Here is a 19,054-nt window from a genome sequence, read left to right on the forward strand (position 1 = left end):
TATTTTGAGAGCACAATGGGAAGAAAAACTATCTGAGAGTCTTGTAGAATCCTTCTACAAGACGCAATCAGAACAAGAAATTAACGATGGCTTTTCAGATTCTTTATCTTTTGGTACTGCCGGGATAAGAAGTACTTTCGGCTTAGGGCCTGGCCGTTTAAACAAGTTCACCATTCAAATGTTTGCCCAGGGCTTTTCAAAATATTTACTAAAAATCACCGACTCACCTACTGTCGTAATTCATTATGATACAAGGCATTTATCTAAAGGTTTCGCGATTGAAATTGCAAAGGTATTGGGGACAAATGGCATTAAAGTCATCCTCCCTCACACAATCAAATCAACACCCGAGCTGTCTTTTGCTGTTCGATACTTAAAAACAACAGCTGGTGTCATGATTACCGCAAGTCATAACCCTAAAAATTATAATGGTATTAAAGTATATGGTCCTGATGGTGGTCAATTGTTAACCGAACCTTCCATGGCACTTAGTCATGACATTCATGCTGTCACAGATATACTCAACATTCCAGCCATTGACTTCGATACATTACAAGCTCAAAACATGATCATACCATTAGATGAGACTGTCACAGAAGCATATAAACAGTCCGTTAAAGTTTTATCTGGCCCGATTCAAACATCGACAACAAAAACGATTCTGACAAGCCTTCATGGCACAAGTCTTCCTTTATTGGCAGATATTTTAACAGAATTATCTTATACAAACTTTGTTATCGCACAGGAACAATCTCAACCTGATGGAAATTTTCCAACAGTGAATATTGCTAATCCAGAATCCGAAGACACATTTGATGTTGGGAAAGATTTAGCAGAACAAGAAAATGCGCAATTGATTATTGCTACCGATCCAGATGCAGATAGAATTGGTATTGTCGAAAGATATGACGATGGCTCAACACGTTACTTTAATGGCAATGAAATCGGCTTATTATTAATGACCTTGAGACACAAACAGCTACAACATCATCATCATTTATATATGATTAAGTCTGTAGTCACCAGCGCACTGAGTGAAAAACTTGCATCACCACTCAATATCAGTATTCTAAATGTACTCACTGGATTTAAATACATTTCAGCACAGCTTAAAAATATGTCTGAACAACCTTCACAGCTTGTCTTAGCCTATGAAGAAAGTCATGGCTACTTAGTCAAAGACTTTTCTAGAGATAAAGATGCCATACAGATTGCACCACTGTTGATTCAGTATAAAGAACGCCTGGCTCAAGAGCATAAAACGTTCCAAGATGTTTTGACAGACATTTATCAGCAACATGGTTACTATCAAGATCGGACGCTTTCTCCTACATTTGCAGGTGTGGAAGGCCGTCAAAAAATTGAAGACACGATGACACATCTTAAAGCACTCGATACCATTGAGATAGCGCACTTAACACCTCTATTTATTGAGAACTACAGTTCAAGAGAGTCATTAAATATTCATACTGGTGAAAAAACACCGATCGATTTACCTCAAACAGATTTGATTAAATTCATTTTTGAAGAAGGTTTTATCGCTGTACGACCATCCGGTACCGAACCAAAGATGAAGCTATATTTCTCATTAAATGTAGATAACTTAGACCAGATCATTGATAGCTTTTGTGGAAAATTTAATTTATAACGTAAAACGCCCATAGCATAAGCGCTACGGGCGTTTTTTGATATATATTCTAAAATATGATAGGGATTTGTTTAAGTAATACAATTGATAGTAAAAGTCATAAAAAATGCACTACACTTTTTTAAACTATTTTTAATCCAGACTTCTGTTCATAAAATACAATGTAATGTCTTGTTATCTTTCCCTCTCATCTTACCTTTTAACTATTTAAATATTCTTCTAAACCACTATTAATCGTATATTGTGGCGTATATCCAATCTCTTTCAACGGTGTAATATCAGCAACAGAATGTCTTACATCACCTTTTCGTGCTGGTTCAAACTGATGTGCCAATGATTTATGATAGCTTTTTTCAAACGCATTAAAAATATCTTTAACTGATGTTTTGTTACCTGTACCAACATTAAGCACTTGACCATGAGTAGCTTCATTTTCTACGACACGAGTGATTGCATTAACTAAGTCTTTAATGTAAACGAAGTCTCTTGTCTGTTCACCATCACCGTAGAATGTAAATGATGCATCATTGTCAAACTGACGTTTCATAATAGAAATGACACCAGAATATGGTGAGTTTGGATCTTGTTTTGGACCATAAACATTAAAAAAGCGTAATGCCGTTGTCGGTAAATCATAGAGATGATGATACATTTTTGTATATTGTTCACCAGCATACTTCTGTATTGCATAAGGAGATTCTGGCTGTACTAAACTTTGTGTGTTTTTCGGTAATTGTGGATCATTGCCATATACTGCAGCAGAAGAAGCAAAGATAAATTTTTTCAATTGCGTATTATATTGACGATTCACCTCTAACATATTCAGCGTTGCATCAATGTTTACTTTATTTGAGTATATTGGATCATTAACCGTGTCAACAACACTCACTACCGCAGCAAGGTGAATCACCACATTGAATTGATGTGTTTTCACCAATGTTTCAACTTTTTCTTTATCACATACATCCACATTAAAAAAGTGTGATTCATCTATAAAAGAGATGTTTTCTCTATAGCCAGATGCTAAATTGTCTAATACAAATACTTCATGTCCTTCTTCATTATAATAATTCGCAATATGTGAGCCAATAAATCCAGCTCCACCTGTAATTAATATCTTCATATTCTTCAATCCTTTAAATATATTTTGAAATGATGTTTTTACTATATATGGTCTATGTATCATATCATCTTTTATTAAATAGTAATCTGTATCACATATTTATAGTACTTACATACTCCTCTATCATCACTTCATCTTTCCAAATTATATACCCATTTATTTTATCATTATTATAACGAATAAAGAAATCTTTAAGGAGACAAATATAAAAAGACTACTTACCTTTCCTTTATAGAAAATAAGTAGCCTTTACTATGATTATCATGTTTTCTACTATCTTATTCCACTTCTCCAACGACTGTGAAACGTGTGTTGATAAATTGACCTTGCTCAACTTCATCTACAATGGCAATAGCGTAGTCAGCATAGCTAATATAGCTGTCTCCTTTTGTATTCACAATCACATGATCTTTTCCTAATTGGTATGCACCTGTACGTTTTCCTTCATAGTCAAAGTCAGCTGCAGGACTTAAGAATGTCCATGTAACATCTGTTGTTTTTTCAAGAATTTCTAGGTTGCGTAGTGATCCTACTGCTGTTGGCTTGAAAATTTCTGGAAACTCAGGTGTCTCAAGTAAGCGTGTTGTTTTTTCTTCATCAACGAATAGGCTGCCCGCACCGCCTACTACGATTAAAAGTACATCTGTCCCTTTCACTGCTTCAATCAAAACATTTCCTGCATCCACGTGGATTTGTTCTTCACCTAAAGGCGCACCAAATGCATTCACGACTACATCAAAATCTTTAAGATCATTTTGTGTTAAGTCAAAAAGATCTTTTTCTAGTACAGCCACATCAGAATTTGTTACTTTTGCTTTGTTACGTACAATTGCTGTAACGTCAAAACCTCTGTCTACCGCTTCTTTCGTAATTAATTGACCTAATTTCCCAGTCGCTCCAATAATACCTAATTTCATTTTAAATTTCCTCCTTATTTTAACCTGTAATCAATTCATTTACTTGTAATCATTATAGTTACAGGAAACTTTACTGTCAATTATTTTAATTGAGTGTATTCTTTTATTCTTTACGCTATACTGTTCTTGTAACTAAAAACATTACATGTTGGCATATGAAAGGAGGTTCTTTATGTCGATTAGTAGTCGATTTTCTATTGGTATTCATATCTTAACGTTAATAGAGACGACCAAAGATGAGGTTGCTTCATCAGAATATATTGCTGGTAGTGTCAATGCGAACCCAGCGATGATACGAAAAATTATGGGAATGTTGAAAAAAGCGGGTTTAATCGATGTGCGTCCTGGCGTGGCTGGTGCACAACTTTCTAAGAATTTAACGGATATTACTTTATTAGATATTTATAAAGCAGTGGATGCTGTGAAAGACGATGAATTGTTTAACATACATGAAAACCCTAACCCTAATTGCGAAGTTGGAAGAAATATTCAAGTGACCATTGAACCCATTTTTCATATCGCTCAAAACGCTTTAGAACAAGTACTTGAGAACGTGACAATTGATGCGATTATCAAAGATGTTGAATCTCGTGAAAAACAACAATTAAGCTAAAACCTAAAAAACACCTCTTTTCACATGATCGTGAGAGAGGTGTTTTACTTATTTCATCGTTTTTCTGCAAGTGCATCTAAAAATGCTTTTGCTTGTTGGTTTACTTCTTTAAAGTCGATACCTTGTTGCTGTGCTGCAAATACACAACCACAATAGCATTGACGAAAAATATGATAGTCATTGCACATCGTAATAGAACGCTCATAACCTTTATTCTTTTTAAAATCACTCGGTAAGTAATTCACATCGTAAAGTTGTTGCACATCTAAGCCAATCTCATTGATCAACTGTGCATTTTTCTTGGGAGATAATGTAATCGCACTGCCGAAGTAATCGTAACCTAACTCAACAGCGGCTTCTGCTACCATTTCAAGACGCATCCCAAAGCAAGCTGAGCATCGTTCGCCACCCTCTGGCGCATCAGTTAGGCCACGTGTTTTAGCCATCTTCATAAATTCATGGGGCTTATATGGTGCCTCAATATATTTTACATTTGCCCCAGTACGTTCATTGAAATCTTTTACAAACTGCTCTTGTACACGTGCACGACGCAAATATTCATTTTTTGGATGGATATTTGGATTCTCAAAGTAAATAGCTACATCTGCATGTTCTGTTAAAAATTCTAACGTATATGTACTACAGGGCGCACAACAACTATGTAACAAAATACTTGGACGTTCTTCATTTTGTGTCCAGTTAACGATCATTTTACGCAAAACTTTATCATAATTGATTTTTTGATTCTTCATTTTTTCTAATATTGTATCTGCTTGAATCATTTTATTTCCACCTATTATGTGTGATCATTAAAATACGACGCCTCCCAACTTGAGTAGTAGGAGACGCCTTATAAAGGTGACACATGTTCACTATATGTGATTATGCTGGGTCGTCACTTAGCACCACCAAATTGCATATAAATTGCAATCGCTCGTTTAATGTCTGCTAAATTCAATTGACCAAGACGAGAGCCTTCACGAAACCAAGCTAATATCTCATCGGAATTATGAAGCTCCTTAGGAAATTTAGAATCTAAATGAATGCTTCTCGCCAAATCACCTAATGGGGTATCATCACCAATGTAAATTTGCATATATTCATAAAAGCTCAAGTTAACTTCACCTCATTTACGAGCTATTTCATATTATATCATAATCATATTAAAAGACTCGCCTATTTTTTTACTATTTTAACAATGAAATTTTGAAGAAATCTCCCTAGATACTAATTCAATAAACATCACAACAACAGTCGTCAGAAATTGAAGGCGATCAACAAACTGAACAGACTCACAATTTCTATTAATTGATATATCGAAAGCCCTATCGGACACATAATCCGACAGGGCTTTTATTGTTATAGCAGAAAATTTTCTATTCAAAAAGATTACTCTTCTCTGCACGTTCAGCCAGTTTGTGTACAACTGGGTTCAAGTATGGCTTACCAATGATACCGATTAAGAAGAACACAATACCAAATACCGTCAGCATCATGAGCTTGTGTACCAATATTTCAGTAACAGGTCCACCGACTGCCTCTCTTAATGCATCAATACTATAAGAGAATGGTAAGAACGGGTGTAATTTTTGGAAAAACTCAGGTGTGACTTCAATCGGGAATGTCCCACCACCACCTGCAATTTGTAAGACTAAGATAATAATCGCAAGTGCTTTACCTGGGTTTCCTAATACAGATACGAGTGTATAAACAATTGTCGTAAAAATAACAGCTGAATAGACACTAATAGCAATGAACAGTGGTGCAGATTCAACAGATGCCTTCAGAATCACAATATCACCAACTGAAACGATAAAGGCTTGAATCATGTTCATCATCATGAAGAGGCCCATTTTACCTAAGTATGTTTCACGAATGGTTAAATATGGTTTAAGTTTTTCATGTTTATTGTGTACCGTTAACATGCTCACTAACAACAATGTTCCTACCCATATCGCAAGTGCTGTGTAGAACGGTGTACTTGCAGAACCATAATCTTTCACTGGGAAAACATTATGTTGATCAATTTCAATTGGATGCGCAATCACACCTGCTTGTTTTTTCAAGTCATTACGCAATAAGTTAATGAGATCTTCTAGCGTATTTTCCTCTTCTAATTCATTAAAAACTTTCTCAGCTTTAACTAAGTCTTGTTCTACTTGTGGCAAATCATTGCGTGCGAAGTCTGCAAGATTAGATAACACACGTTTCGCTTTTGGTTGATTTTGATCTAATAACGCATTCAATGTATCATACTTCTCAAATGCTTCCGGTAACTTCGCATTCACTGTATCTGTCGCCTTCGCAATATTGGCCTCTACTTCCGGTAAATCATTGCGTACAAAGTCAGCTGCACGTGCCACACCTTGCTTAAACTCTGGATAATACTGTTGGGCAATAGACATGGCTTTATTATATTTCGCTTCTACAGTTGGCAACACATCTCGCAACTGTACTAATCGTGTATTCGCATCGGAAAGAATCACTTGTCCTTTACGTACGATTTCTTTTGTTGTCTGTAATTTTTCTTGAACGGTATCTATTGTGGCTGATCCTTTATCAAGTGCTGATCCAACACGTGTTGAAACATCTAATAACGCTTTAGCAATATCATTTTTCACTGTTCCATTCACGTCAGCCAAACGTTTGTGTAATGAATCCAGTGCATCAATCACATCTTGAGCCTCTGCTTTACCTGTATTTCCAGCAGTAATCGCATCTTGCAAAGCATTCAAGCGTTTCGTCATCGCTTTGATGTCTTGTTGCGTATTTTTCAACTGCTCTTGCTCTTTCGTTAAATCAATGCCTTCTGCTTGTTCCACTTCTGTCAACCAATCGCGATAGTCACGCAACGTCTTACTTGCATGATTCATACGTGCAATCAAATGTGCTAGAGGCTGCTCAAATGTATCCGGTTGATTACTACTCAAAATACCAAAACTCATATTTTTCGCTGCATCAAGGTCTTGTTGTGTCGCTTCCAGTTGTGATGCCATCATATCATTCACGCTACTTAAAGCATGTTCATAATCCGTCCCCATTTGTTCCGCTTCATTCTCTGTAATGACTTGTCCATCTGGTAACGGCATCATCTGATTATCTGTTTGCGTACTAAGTTGCATCGTTTGATAATGTGTTGTTTGTGTACTTTGTGGTGCTGTTTGAACATTGTTCTGATTGTTCATGCCATTTTGCAAGTTAATTTGGTTATTCATGCCATTTTGGATATTATTTGGGTTATTTACACCATTTTGAATAGCATTATTGACTGCTTGTCCTGCTTGATTGACAAGCCCATTCTGATCTGTCGATTGATTTAATGATGGCACATTTGCCCCATTATTAATAAGATTTCCACCATTTTGTTGTGATATGGACTGGTTCCCTTGTGCTTGGCTTTGTGTCAAACGATCGGAGAAACCTTGATTCACATCACGTACTTGATTGATACCTTGTTCATAAAGATTCACACGCTGTTCAATCGTTGGCAATAATTGACTTGCTGTATCAAGTGTTTGCAATCCTTTTTCCGTACCCGCAATTGCTGTATCCACGCCTTGATTAATACGTGGGAAATATTCCGGAACACCACTCGCCACTTGCAAAGCACGTTCAATCTCTGGCATATAGTCGTTCAATTTCAACACTAACTTCGCACGTTCATTAATTGCCGGAATACTCGCATTCAATTGGTTCAGTTTTTCCGCAGCAGTGACTGCTTCATCTTTATAATTGCCTAAGTTTCGGAACTCATCGGCATATTGATCAATCTTACCTTGATTATCATCGACATAAATAATTGCTTTACGAAACTTTTCGATTTTAGGTAGTGCTTGATATGCTGCATCCACACCATCACGAATTTTTTCATACGTTGGTACTTGTTCTTCAAGCTTAATACCCAATCGGTTCGCTTCTTCTAACAATACTTTCGTCACAACTTTATCGAAGCTTTCATTTGCTTTTTTAACAATTTCACTCGTACCTGCATCGGTCATCTTAGGTGCGATCGCATTCAACTTTTGATTCACTTTATAAGTGACTTTCGCTTGCTGCGGGTCTTTTCTTAACGTTCCTGTAATTTGATGTGAAAATTGTTTTGGGATATACATAGCTGCATAATACTTCCCTTTATATAAGCCTTTATCTGCCTCATCACGACTCACAAACTGCCAGTCAAAATGATCATCTTTATGTAGCGTTTCCTCAATCTTATTCCCAACATTAATCTTATCATCACGCACCATATCCCCTTCGTCTTCATTGACCACAGCAATTTTAATATTGCCTGTATTAGAATATGGATCCCATGTCGCTTCAAGATTGAACCATGCGTAAAATGAAGGTAAAATAGCAAGCCCTGCTAATAATATCAATGCACCAGGTGCTTTACCGATCCCTTTCAAATCCGTTAAAAACAGCTTGAATGCTTGTTTCATTTTTTACACCTCTATTCATCTTCAATCTTATCATTTATTCTAAAAATACATCTCTATTTTATAGTGAATTTTAGTTGACACTTATCAACTAACTAGGTAACCTAACATAGTATACAATTTCACATCTTATTTGTACACTCAGACCATTTATAAAAAATTATGGGAATATAGTTAACTTCAGGAGGCTAGCATGATGAAAAGGAAAGTATTTTATACCGCTCTATTATCCACAGCGCTTGTTGCATCTCCTACAACAAGTAGCTTTGCTGAAGCTGCAAGCCAAAAGACACAAGCAGCACTTGAACAAGATCTTACAAAACAATCAGAAGATGTATTAACAGAAGATCCTTTCGATATCGTACCAGAAGAAGAAACAGATGATGTCACACCAAAAGAGAAAGCAAATCCATCTAAGAAAGAACGTAGTGAAAAAAATAAAGATGCTATTAAAACTTCTACTAAAGAGGATCAAAATGACCTTCACTCATCACTTATGGATCCCTTTGACCAATGGCTCTACAATACAGCTATAGGTAGCTCAAGTACAGCTGGTCATGACATTGCTGTACCAGAATCACCAGAAGAAACAACGCAAAATACAGGTGTAGAAGTGCAGGATAATACAGGACAAAGTGAAGTAACGCAGACGCCATCACCTAACCTATCTACGGATGAACGTGACTTCTTTGATAACCTAAATGCCATTCTAAATGAAGAAACACCATTTGACGATCTTGTTTCATCAGAGGATTTCAATTCAGAAGACGAGTCCGCTGATGGTCTTTCACAAGACACAATGGATCAAGGAACACAAACACATGATGATGAAACCTCTGATGAGGAAGAAACATTAGATGAGAGACAATTAGATACAACAGATGAAACGGACGATCTTGATACAACACAAGATGAACAAACAGAAGAACAGAAAGTCACACCCGACAATGATAGTGAGACATCCAATACAGATGATGAAGATAATGGGACAAATACGCCAACAGACGATACAAATGCTGCAACACAAGAAGGCAAAACATCTATGAAAGATGACATTATGATTGAAGCATTATTAGATGAATATAGTGATAAATCTAAAAAAACACAAACAGAACAACAAAAATCACAAAGTTCAAAACAAACATCTAACAATCCACAAATTCCACCAAAAGAAACTTACACTGGAGGGCGTGAACAAGCACCTGCACAATCATTTGATGACTTACCGAACCATTCTAAAACGCGTCAAACAACTTGGTTCCAAGAGTATGCGCTAAGTGGAAATCAGGCAAGTTCACCTTCTGATATACGTGTTGCCCCAAATCAGTCAACACGTAAATTTATTAATGATATTGCCGAAGATGCACACCGTATTGGACAAGAAAATGACCTTTACGCCTCTATCATGATTGCACAGGCTATTTTAGAATCAGATTCTGGTCGCAGTGACTTGGCTCAGTCACCGAACTATAATTTATTTGGTATGAAAGGTGCCTATCACGGAGAAAAAGTTGGTTTTAACACATTGGAATCCAATGGAAGTCATATGTATCAAATTCATGCCGACTTCCGAAAATATCCAAATAAAAAAGCCTCTCTCGAAGATTATGCCAAACTCATAAAAGGTGGCATTGATGGCAACCCTAACATTTATAAAGGTGTGTGGAAAAGTGAAAGTAGCAGCTATCGTACCGCTACGTCAAAACTTGTAGGTACATATGCGACGGATCCTAACTATGATACGAAACTGAAACAACTTATTCAGACATATGACTTAACACGTTTCGATCAGAAAAAAATGCCTAAATTATTAGAATCTCAAATTGTATCTGACGCGAAAGATGCAAGTAGCAAAGACTTTAAAACATTCCATACTACTGGTAGCTCTCCATATCCACACGGTCAGTGTACTTGGTACGTCTACCACCGCATGGCACAATTTGGTAAATCCATTTCAGGTACGATGGGAAATGGTGGCGAATGGACAAACTCTGCACATGCTAATGGCTATAAAGTGACAAATCAGCCGACCAAGCATAGCGCTGTCGTATTTGGCCCTGGCCAACTTGGTGCAGATAGTTATTACGGACATGTTGCCTTTGTAGAAGACGTACGAAGTGATGGCTCTATCGTGATTTCTGAATCAAATGTCAAAGGACTCGGTGTGATTTCATATCGTACAATTGATGCGACAAGTGCACAATCTTTAGACTATATCGTACGCTAAATAAATTATAAACACATCTATGTTTTAAGGGTTGGAAGCAGTGACTTCCAACCCTTTGTTGTTATGAAAAAGCTTTATATTTCTTAATTTTAAGTCTATATTATAATTTAAGTTTTAAACCTCTTACACTTGTGACATCAAATATACGATTTCAACTTTATAACCTCTGCCCCTACTCGCACACAATCCATTGATTGGAGGGGTTTTTATGACTTATCATTTTTATGCTGTCCTACAAAAAGAAGGTACAGCTTACAATATTTACTTCCCAGACTTACCTGGTATTTTTACTTATGCAAATAATATTGAAGATGCGCTTGATATGGCACAAGATGCATTAGAGGGACACTTGTTGGTAATGGAAGACGATCATGATACCATTCCTAAACCTTCTGACTTCCAGACGCTCTCTGTACAATGCCAAAGCCATGAGCAACTGCAATTAATTCCTGCTCATACACATATTGTAAGACTTAGAGAAGCCAATAAAACTGTTAATAAGATGGTCAGTCTCCCACAATACTTGGTGAAACTTGGTAAGGAAAAGAATATTAACTTTAGCCAAACATTGCAACGTGCTTTAAAAGATGAACTACATTTGTAAACAGATAGATACTGAATGAAAGTAGCATCGTCATATCACAGTGAAGATGTATTTAAAAGCTTAGAGCGTACTACGGAAATCATATCAACTGACATTGATTTCACAATAGTACGCTCTTCTTCTATATCTAATGTGGTGCATACACTTCAACGCAATGCCCTGTAGATCGACATGCTGGACATGTTAAATAACGTGTTGACGGTGTATGTGACGCAAATATCATTTCTTTCATACTCGGAATAAATACATGTTGGCAAGTGGGACACATATACTGCACTTGATGGTAGTACGTGTGTGTTAAGTAACTTGCAACACCGATGCTTGCGCTAACGCCCAAAGCAGGATATAACCATTGATTGGTCTTGGTTCCCATCCCTATACCTGACCATAAACTTAATGTGCCCACACTTCCAAGTACCATCATTTTCATTCTTAAAGGTTTAAGGTTTTCATGTTTCATAAGCATACGATCCATCACTTGTAATTTAGTCACCGGTGACTGAGAGGTTTCATGAATCATCCTTTGCATCGCGCGAATCTGTTTTTGTTGCGCTTGTTGTTTCTGGATACTTTCTTCTAATGTCTTATTTTTTGGTCTAAAATTAATCGTACCGTATCAAGTGTTCCTTCTGTGGCAAATAATGTTTTGATTTCCTTCAACTGCATACCCAAAGCTTTCATAATCTGTATGAGCTTCAATTTTTCCACTTCTATTTCCGTATAGACTCTATAGTGGTTCTCATTTACATATGCAGGAGACAAGACACCCTTCTCATCATAGTATTGTAAAGTCCGTGTAGAAACATCAAACATGCGTGCCAAATCACCGATTGAATAGGTTGTCATGGATCTTCACCTCCTACCTTCGTTATAAACTATCACGCCGCGTGATGGTCAAGAATTTCACGCATAATTTTTAAAAATTTCTCACGTTCATCAATAAAAGGCGCATGTGCACTCTGCTTAAAAGAATAATAACGTTTATCCTGTGATGCAACACTTTCAAAGAGCGCTTTACTATCCACATCTGTTGTTTGTAGATCATACTCACCTTGTATTAAATAAAATGGAATGGTTATTTCCCGGGCAATTGTCATCAAGTTTGTCTCAACCATTTCTGTCGTTAATTGTTCGAATGATGATAGACTCCCTCTCACAATATTCAAGCGTTCTTTCCAAGTGTAATAAGGTGTGGACATCATCGCTCTAAACATTTTCAGTGCGGAGTATCCTTTTCGAGAAAATCCACTTTTATATCGCTCTGTATAACGCATCCTCACCTTGTCATAATACTTATCTTTATTAAAGTAACGACCCAAATTGACTTTTTGTAGCGCTTGTATGGCACGTTTATTGTCTTCTCGCTGTGCATACTCTCGCAGTCTCTCCAGAATCACACGTTCATTACGATAAACATCTCCGAGCTGACCCACACCAATATAGGCCGTAATCCAAGACGGACGTCTATGTGCCAACATCGCCCCGATAATTGTTCCAAAAGAGTGACACATGACATAAACTTGTGCTTTATGATAGTGATAACATAGATACTGAATGAGCCATTCTGCGTCTTGAATGACTTCCTCCATCTTAACTGGCTGCTTGGTATAAGACATTCCTGTCCCACGCTGATCCCAGAAAACAACTGTAAACCATTGTGTTAAATCAATATCGTGTGCCCGAAAAAATGGATAAAGGGGGAAACCTGGTCCACCATGTATCACGAATAGAATAGGATTCGAAAAGTCACGCGTTTCAATAATAATCCCTTGCTTTACACCATTAATCGTCAAATATTGTTTTAATATACGTTTACCATCTTGTTCAGAATATCGCTTCATGTCATCACCCCATTCACTTCTATTATAAGGTATAGCGGTCGACATGATGCGTATCTATGCTCCAAAATTATCTCGCATTTATATTTCGTCATATAGACACTAGTACTTTCACTATGATTATGCTAGATTAGTAGTATCAAATGATGAAAGTAGGTCTCAGTAAATTATGACGACAGCTTTACCAAACTGCCCAAGTTGTGACTCTGAATATACATACGAAGATGGTGCTTTATATGTATGTCCAATGTGTGCACACGAATGGACAGCTGAATCTGTTGCTGAAGCAGAAGAAGCTGCGATTGTACGCGATGCGAATGGTAACGTTCTGCAAGATGGCGATACCGTTACAGTTATTCGTGACTTGAAAGTTAAAGGAAGTTCAAACACAATTAAACAAGGAACAAAAGTGAAAAACATCAAACTTGTAGATCCAGAAGATGGTCATGACATCGATTGTAAAATTCCTGGTTTTGGCCAAATTGGTTTAAAATCAGAAGTTGTAAAGAAGATAAACTAATATGCAAAAAGACATTGGTATTCAGTCCTTTCGATTTTACCAATGTCTTTTTTATACTTTTAAAATTCTGTTTTAACTGCTTGAATGACTGTATCCATATCATTTCCTGTTGAAATAGATACTGCTGCGATAAAACTTCCCTCTACAATCGGTGCTGTTACTTTTTCCACTCGCTGACTGCCTGCATACATTTCAAGCGCCATATCTAAGTTCATTTCAGATGAGCCAATATCAAAGAAACAAACCGCGTCATCTTCTAAACTTTCAATAGTAGCAAAGATTGTATCAAAAGATGTCCCAATACCACCGTCATATCCACCTATCGCAATAACTGATACGCCCGGTGCCATTTGTTCAAGCAATTCTTTTGTACCTTGTGCAATTTTTTCGCTATGACTCACTAGTACAATCTGTGTCATACTATTCATCTCCAATCAAGGCATTCAAGATATAGACACTACTTTGTGCACCTGGATCCATATGGCCAATAGAGTCTGCTTTAAAGTAAGCTGCACGTCCCTTTGTTGCTTCTAATGCTTTCGTATCTTCTGCATAACCTTGTAATGTTTCTAACGTTACTTTGTCACCATTTTGAACGGCTTCACGCGCACGGTCTATCACATCAAACATCGTCTTTTCGCCACGTGTTACTTTCCCACGTTGCGCCACAGCCTCCGCAAACGCATTCAGTAACTCACCTAACTGTTCACGATCCATCTCATCTTGTGCTACTTGAGACATCTTCACAAAGCTGAAACCATATAACGGGCCAGAAGCACCACCTACATTTGACATAAGTGTCATTCCTGTTGATTTTAATAAGTTCGCCATTGAACTATCATCCAACTTATCTGGTAAAGCTTCGAAACCACGTAACATATTCACACCATGGTCACCATCACCAATAGCACGGTCTAAGTCCGTCAATGTTTCTTCTTCTGCTTTAAATGTTTCTCTTAATGCCAATAAACGTTCTTTTAATGTCTCTGTATTCATCATGATCTCTCCTTAGTTGAAGTAACGGCTTTCCGTATCTGCTTTAATTGCTGTTAACAAACTATCATCATGTGGTGCAAGTGTGATTGAAAATCCTTGCATATCTAATGCTGTCATATAGTCGCCAACAAGCCAATGTGTTACTTTCTTGCCTTGTGCAGTCAATTGTTCAGATACATACTTCGTCATGATTTGTAATTCAGAGAGTGGCGTACCACCCATGCCATTCAACATCACAACGACTTCTGTTGCTTCCACTTCTGCTACTAAACGTGTAACCAAACGCTGTGCAATATTTTCTGCACTTTCAACAGTCGTTCGTGTAATACCACGCTCACCGTGAATACCAATACCAATTTCCATCTCATCTGCTTCGATATCAAAACCATATTTACCTGTTGTTGGTACAAGTGGCGGTGTTAATGCCATACCAATTGAGCGAATACCCGTTAATAATGACGCTACTTTCTCTTTCAAATCAGACAATGGTACACCTTGTTCAGATAAGTATCCTGCATATTTATGTACGAGTACTGTACCCGCAACACCACGGCGTTTATCAACATCTTCAATCGCAATATCATCTGCGACAACAACCATTTCTACAGAGATGTCTTCCATCTGCACCATCTCTTGTGCCATTTCAAAGTTCATGACATCTCCAGCATAATTTTTAACAATTAATAAGACACCGTCACCATTATCAACTGCCTTAATCGCTGCTAATACTTTGTCAGGTGTTGGTGATGTGAATACTTCACCACATACTGCAGCATCTAACATACCTTGTGCTACATATCCAGCATGGGCAGGTTCATGGCCACTGCCACCACCAGATACCAGTGCCACACCTTTTTGTTTTTTCTCGGCACGAACAACAACTGTATCCTCAATCACATCTACATCTGGGTTCGTTAATTTCATACCTTCAAGCATGTCCTTCAAAAAATATGTTTTATCTTGGATTAACTTTTTCATGTACGTCACCCTTTCTTTTTTCCTCTTTAGTATAACGCTTTCTTTTGAATTTGAATAATATTTCACAAATACGTTTGTAGTTAAAAGTGAAATTAAAACCATTTATATATAGAAAACGCTTTGGTGAATTTCGTTTTTTTTTGAGTATTATTTCAATAATTCTCAAACTTTTGTATAATTTAACTAAATGATTTTATTGGGCAACTTCACTCGTTGCACTTTCATTTTGAATGCTATGGGGAAAGGAATTAATTTATGAAGATAAAACACTTAGGCTTTATTGTATTATTATCAGTCATTCTATCGGGATGCAATTATGCCGATCCAGATAATAGAAGTGGCTTTTTCTATAATACATTTGCAAAACCAATGGATTTATTACTCGATTGGCTTGGTACACATTTAAACCACAATTATGGTTTAGCAATTATACTCGTGGTTTTAACAATTAGAATTCTTATGCTTCCTTTTATGCTCTCACAAACAAAACAAAGTCAATTTATGAAAAGAGCGCTTGTTTTACTTAAACCAGAACTTGCACCTATTCAAGAAAAAGTAAAACATGCCAAAACGCAAGAAGATCGCATAAAAGCAAATCAAGAAATGATGGAAGTATATAAAAAATATCACATTAATCCTATGAAGAACATGTTAGGTTGTTTACCTATGATTGTTCAAATGCCAATTTTATTTGGATTGTATGCAGCACTTAAATGGCCTATTTACAACCATATTAATACGTATCCTGATTTTTTATGGTTTCAATTATCACATCCTGATATTGTCATAACAATCATTGCTGCTGTGTTGTATTTCTTACAATCTCTTGTGAGTTTAGGGAATATGCCTCCAGAACAAAGACAAATGGGTTATATGTTAATGATTATGTCTCCTGCATTTATTATATTTATCACATTGACTTCTGCCTCTGCACTCGGCTTATATTGGTCAGTCAGTGCACTTTTCTTAGTGATTCAGATGTATCTTTCAAATCAATATTATTCTAATTTAGCTGATGAAAAGGTAGATCAACTTAAAGTTAAAATCTCTAAAAATGATGCAACCCATAAACCTGTAAAAACTGTTAAGAAAAAAAGAAAATAGTTATTCTTTAGACAGCTAAAATTCAAAAAACCTCTATCCTGTACGTACAGTGATAGAGGTTTTCTTGATATTATTTCAATTCATTCAAATAGCTACGTCCAAATTCTGGTAATTCAACACCGAAGTTATCAGCGATTGTTGCCCCGATTGAGCTAAATGTTGTGTCGCCTTCAAGGGCTGCAGCACCTTTGAATTTCGGGCTGTAGAACAATACCGGAATATATTCACGTGTATGGTCTGTCCCATCTGCTGTTGGGTCATTACCGTGGTCAGCAGTGATAATTAATAAGTCATCTTCACGCATATTGTCTAATAGTTCAGGCAAACGTTCGTCAAAGTCTTTCAACGCTTGTGCGTAACCTGGTTTATCACGACGATGACCATATAATGCATCGAAGTCTACAAGGTTTAAGAAGCTTAAGCCTTTGAAGTCTTTCTTCACGACGTTCATTAATTGATCCATACCGTCCATGTTGCTCTTCGTACGGATGGCTTCTGTCACACCTTCTCCATCATAAATATCATTGATTTTACCAATCGCAATGACATCATGATCGGTATCTTTCAATGTGTTCATCACGGTACGACCGAATGGTTTCAATGCATAGTCATGACGATTACTTGTACGTGTGAAATTACCTGGTTCACCCACATATGGACGGGCAATGATACGTCCGATTAAGTACTTCGGATCTTTCGTTAATTCACGAACTTTCTCACAAATATCATACAGTTCTTCAAGTGGAATAATGTCTTCATGGGCTGCGATTTGTAACACAGGGTCTGCAGATGTATAGACAATCAAGTCGCCCGTTTCCATCTGATGCGCACCCCACTCGTCAATGATTTGTGTTCCTGATGCCGGGCGGTTCGCAACAACTTTACGTCCTGTCAGGCGTTCAATTTCCTCAACAAGTTCATCTGGGAAGCCGTTTGGATACACTTTGAATGGTTCATTAATGTTTAAGCCCATGATTTCCCAATGACCTGTCATCGTATCTTTCCCAACGGATGCTTCACTCATTTTTGTGTAGTATGCAGATGGGGCATCGACACGCCCAACGACTGGTAAGTCATCAATGTTTCCAAGACCGAGACGTTCTAAGTTTGGTAACTTTTGATCAAAGCCTTCTAATGTATGTTTTAACGTATGTGATCCTTCATCGTTGAACGCTTTCGCATCAGGCGCTTCCCCGATACCGACAGAGTCCATAACGATTAAATGGACACGTTGAAATGGTGCTGTCATCACAATCACTCCTTATTCGTGTTCAATCTTAATAATCTGTGTCTGCTTCTAATCCTTGCATAATTTGTACGCCTGCACTTGCGCCGACACGTGTTGCGCCTGCTTCTAACATCGCTTGGAAGTCCGCTAAGTTACGTACACCACCTGATGCTTTCACTTCAAGTGCGTCACCTACTGTATCTTTCATTAACTTCACATCTTCCGATGTTGCGCCACCGCCTGCGAAACCTGTTGATGTCTTCACGAAGTCTGCGCCCGCTGCTTTTGATAATTCACAAGCTTTCACTTTTTCTTCGTCTGTCAATAACACTGTTTCAATAATCACTTTGACTGTTTTGTCGCCAGACGCTTCCATAACTGCCGCGATGTCTGCTTGAACATCATCATAACGACCATCTTTCAATGCGCCGATATTAATAACCATGTCGATTTCGTCTGCGCCTTTAGAAATGGCGTCTTTCGTTTCACATGCTTTTACTTCAGACGTTGAGGCACCGAGTGGGAAACCAATCACTGTACAAACAAGTACATCTGAATCTGCTAGTTTTTCTGCTGAATATGTCACGTGTGTTGGGTTGACACAAACTGATTTGAAGTTGTATTCTTTCGCTTCTTCAATAATCTTGTCAATTTGTTGACGTGTTGATTCTGGTTTTAATAATGTGTGATCAATATATTTTTCGTAGTTCATGTTATCCTACTCCTATTTCTCTATTTGATATTTCAATTATAACATTGTGTATGGTAAAAGCCGATTGATTGAGTATATCGGACAATTCTACAAGCTGAATTTTGCTTATT

Annotated in this window: 19 protein-coding genes; 6 read left to right on the forward strand and 13 right to left on the reverse strand. The window is 37.2% G+C overall.

The window, feature by feature from the left end:
* Positions 1-4 precede the first annotated feature (4 nt).
* Complete coding sequence (locus MUA88_RS10225) at positions 5-1,648, forward strand: phospho-sugar mutase (RefSeq protein WP_262604049.1); 1,644 nt, start codon at positions 5-7, stop codon at positions 1,646-1,648.
* A 199-nt stretch (positions 1,649-1,847) separates the two neighbouring features.
* Here the strand turns inward: MUA88_RS10225 and MUA88_RS10230 are convergent, their stop codons facing one another.
* Together MUA88_RS10230 and MUA88_RS10235 are read right to left on the reverse strand one after the other, a co-directional pair.
* Complete coding sequence (locus MUA88_RS10230; protein WP_262605529.1) at positions 1,848-2,771, reverse strand: NAD-dependent epimerase/dehydratase family protein; 924 nt, start codon at positions 2,769-2,771, stop codon at positions 1,848-1,850.
* Between the two features lie 278 nt (positions 2,772-3,049).
* A complete protein-coding gene (locus MUA88_RS10235; protein ID WP_262605530.1) occupies positions 3,050-3,688 on the reverse strand; it encodes an NAD(P)-dependent oxidoreductase in 639 nt (212 codons plus the stop codon).
* A gap of 172 nt (positions 3,689-3,860) precedes the next feature.
* Between MUA88_RS10235 and MUA88_RS10240 the strand changes: the two genes are divergently transcribed.
* The gene (locus MUA88_RS10240) at positions 3,861-4,301 is read left to right on the forward strand and encodes an Rrf2 family transcriptional regulator (protein ID WP_262605531.1); all 441 of its coding nucleotides are present in this window, start codon (positions 3,861-3,863) and stop codon (positions 4,299-4,301) included.
* 53 nt (positions 4,302-4,354) lie between these two features.
* On the opposite strand, the gene MUA88_RS10245 is transcribed toward MUA88_RS10240, so the two are convergent.
* The 3 genes from MUA88_RS10245 to MUA88_RS10255 all read right to left on the reverse strand — a co-directional run bounded on the left by MUA88_RS10245 (position 4,355) and on the right by MUA88_RS10255 (position 8,740).
* Entirely contained in the window at positions 4,355-5,083 is a 729-nt protein-coding gene (locus MUA88_RS10245; RefSeq protein WP_262604053.1) for an epoxyqueuosine reductase QueH, read from the reverse strand.
* Positions 5,084-5,196: 113 nt separating this feature from the next.
* A complete protein-coding gene (locus tag MUA88_RS10250) occupies positions 5,197-5,415 on the reverse strand; it encodes a YozE family protein (RefSeq protein ID WP_262604054.1) in 219 nt (72 codons plus the stop codon).
* A gap of 262 nt (positions 5,416-5,677) precedes the next feature.
* On the reverse strand, positions 5,678-8,740 hold the full coding sequence (locus MUA88_RS10255) for a YhgE/Pip domain-containing protein (RefSeq protein ID WP_262605532.1): 3,063 nt from the start codon (positions 8,738-8,740) through the stop codon (positions 5,678-5,680).
* Between the two features lie 190 nt (positions 8,741-8,930).
* Here MUA88_RS10255 and MUA88_RS10260 point away from each other — a divergent pair, with 190 nt between their 5' ends.
* Together MUA88_RS10260 and MUA88_RS10265 are read left to right on the forward strand one after the other, a co-directional pair.
* Entirely contained in the window at positions 8,931-10,964 is a 2,034-nt protein-coding gene (locus MUA88_RS10260) for an amidase domain-containing protein (protein ID WP_262604056.1), read from the forward strand.
* Between the two features lie 208 nt (positions 10,965-11,172).
* On the forward strand, positions 11,173-11,568 hold the full coding sequence (locus MUA88_RS10265; protein ID WP_262605533.1) for a type II toxin-antitoxin system HicB family antitoxin: 396 nt from the start codon (positions 11,173-11,175) through the stop codon (positions 11,566-11,568).
* A 127-nt stretch (positions 11,569-11,695) separates the two neighbouring features.
* Here the strand turns inward: MUA88_RS10265 and MUA88_RS10270 are convergent, their stop codons facing one another.
* From MUA88_RS10270 to MUA88_RS10280, 3 genes are all read right to left on the reverse strand, one after another.
* Positions 11,696-12,061, reverse strand: a complete 366-nt coding sequence (locus MUA88_RS10270; protein WP_262605534.1) for a hypothetical protein — start codon at positions 12,059-12,061, stop codon at positions 11,696-11,698.
* 83 nt (positions 12,062-12,144) lie between these two features.
* Positions 12,145-12,414 carry a MerR family transcriptional regulator gene (locus tag MUA88_RS10275; protein WP_262604059.1) on the reverse strand — a complete coding sequence of 90 codons (270 nt, stop codon included), beginning with the start codon at positions 12,412-12,414 and terminating at the stop codon, positions 12,145-12,147.
* A gap of 32 nt (positions 12,415-12,446) precedes the next feature.
* Positions 12,447-13,409, reverse strand: a complete 963-nt coding sequence (locus MUA88_RS10280) for an alpha/beta fold hydrolase (protein ID WP_262604060.1) — start codon at positions 13,407-13,409, stop codon at positions 12,447-12,449.
* Between the two features lie 166 nt (positions 13,410-13,575).
* On the opposite strand from MUA88_RS10280, the gene MUA88_RS10285 reads away from it, so the two are divergent.
* On the forward strand, positions 13,576-13,926 hold the full coding sequence (locus MUA88_RS10285; RefSeq protein ID WP_262604061.1) for a zinc ribbon domain-containing protein YjdM: 351 nt from the start codon (positions 13,576-13,578) through the stop codon (positions 13,924-13,926).
* A gap of 59 nt (positions 13,927-13,985) precedes the next feature.
* On the opposite strand, the gene dhaM is transcribed toward MUA88_RS10285, so the two are convergent.
* Genes dhaM through dhaK form a run of 3 tightly spaced genes read right to left on the reverse strand, consistent with a single transcriptional unit; the run spans position 13,986 to position 15,900 of the window.
* Positions 13,986-14,345, reverse strand: coding sequence for a dihydroxyacetone kinase phosphoryl donor subunit DhaM (dhaM, locus tag MUA88_RS10290; RefSeq protein WP_262604062.1), 360 nt, complete (start codon positions 14,343-14,345; stop codon positions 13,986-13,988).
* Between the two features lies 1 nt (position 14,346).
* Positions 14,347-14,922 carry a dihydroxyacetone kinase subunit DhaL gene (dhaL, locus tag MUA88_RS10295; protein ID WP_262604063.1) on the reverse strand — a complete coding sequence of 192 codons (576 nt, stop codon included), beginning with the start codon at positions 14,920-14,922 and terminating at the stop codon, positions 14,347-14,349.
* A 12-nt stretch (positions 14,923-14,934) separates the two neighbouring features.
* Positions 14,935-15,900 (reverse strand): dihydroxyacetone kinase subunit DhaK, encoded by a 966-nt coding sequence (gene dhaK / locus MUA88_RS10300; protein WP_262604064.1) that lies wholly within the window; start codon positions 15,898-15,900, stop codon positions 14,935-14,937.
* Between the two features lie 255 nt (positions 15,901-16,155).
* Here dhaK and yidC point away from each other — a divergent pair, with 255 nt between their 5' ends.
* Positions 16,156-17,004 (forward strand): membrane protein insertase YidC, encoded by an 849-nt coding sequence (yidC, locus tag MUA88_RS10305; protein ID WP_262605535.1) that lies wholly within the window; start codon positions 16,156-16,158, stop codon positions 17,002-17,004.
* A 70-nt stretch (positions 17,005-17,074) separates the two neighbouring features.
* Here the strand turns inward: yidC and deoB are convergent, their stop codons facing one another.
* Both deoB and deoC read right to left on the reverse strand, forming a co-directional pair.
* Positions 17,075-18,253, reverse strand: coding sequence for a phosphopentomutase (gene deoB / locus MUA88_RS10310; protein WP_262604066.1), 1,179 nt, complete (start codon positions 18,251-18,253; stop codon positions 17,075-17,077).
* Positions 18,254-18,281: 28 nt separating this feature from the next.
* Positions 18,282-18,944, reverse strand: a complete 663-nt coding sequence (gene deoC, locus MUA88_RS10315) for a deoxyribose-phosphate aldolase (RefSeq protein ID WP_262604067.1) — start codon at positions 18,942-18,944, stop codon at positions 18,282-18,284.
* Positions 18,945-19,054 lie beyond the last annotated feature (110 nt).

Origin of the sequence: Staphylococcus sp. IVB6240, from assembly GCF_025558425.1 — a bacterium.
GTDB lineage: Bacteria > Bacillota > Bacilli > Staphylococcales > Staphylococcaceae > Staphylococcus.

Coding starts and splice junctions, on each gene's coding strand:
- MUA88_RS10230 (WP_262605529.1), bottom strand. CDS start 2,771: ATGAAGATATTAATTACAGGTGGAGCTGGATTTATTGGCTCACATATT.
- MUA88_RS10235 (WP_262605530.1), bottom strand. CDS start 3,688: ATGAAATTAGGTATTATTGGAGCGACTGGGAAATTAGGTCAATTAATT.
- MUA88_RS10240 (WP_262605531.1), top strand. CDS start 3,861: ATGTCGATTAGTAGTCGATTTTCTATTGGTATTCATATCTTAACGTTA.
- MUA88_RS10245 (WP_262604053.1), bottom strand. CDS start 5,083: ATGATTCAAGCAGATACAATATTAGAAAAAATGAAGAATCAAAAAATC.
- MUA88_RS10255 (WP_262605532.1), bottom strand. CDS start 8,740: ATGAAACAAGCATTCAAGCTGTTTTTAACGGATTTGAAAGGGATCGGT.
- MUA88_RS10260 (WP_262604056.1), top strand. CDS start 8,931: ATGATGAAAAGGAAAGTATTTTATACCGCTCTATTATCCACAGCGCTT.
- MUA88_RS10265 (WP_262605533.1), top strand. CDS start 11,173: ATGACTTATCATTTTTATGCTGTCCTACAAAAAGAAGGTACAGCTTAC.
- MUA88_RS10275 (WP_262604059.1), bottom strand. CDS start 12,414: ATGACAACCTATTCAATCGGTGATTTGGCACGCATGTTTGATGTTTCT.
- MUA88_RS10280 (WP_262604060.1), bottom strand. CDS start 13,409: ATGAAGCGATATTCTGAACAAGATGGTAAACGTATATTAAAACAATAT.
- MUA88_RS10285 (WP_262604061.1), top strand. CDS start 13,576: ATGACGACAGCTTTACCAAACTGCCCAAGTTGTGACTCTGAATATACA.
- dhaM (WP_262604062.1), bottom strand. CDS start 14,345: ATGACACAGATTGTACTAGTGAGTCATAGCGAAAAAATTGCACAAGGT.
- dhaL (WP_262604063.1), bottom strand. CDS start 14,922: ATGAATACAGAGACATTAAAAGAACGTTTATTGGCATTAAGAGAAACA.
- dhaK (WP_262604064.1), bottom strand. CDS start 15,900: ATGAAAAAGTTAATCCAAGATAAAACATATTTTTTGAAGGACATGCTT.
- yidC (WP_262605535.1), top strand. CDS start 16,156: ATGAAGATAAAACACTTAGGCTTTATTGTATTATTATCAGTCATTCTA.
- deoB (WP_262604066.1), bottom strand. CDS start 18,253: ATGACAGCACCATTTCAACGTGTCCATTTAATCGTTATGGACTCTGTC.
- deoC (WP_262604067.1), bottom strand. CDS start 18,944: ATGAACTACGAAAAATATATTGATCACACATTATTAAAACCAGAATCA.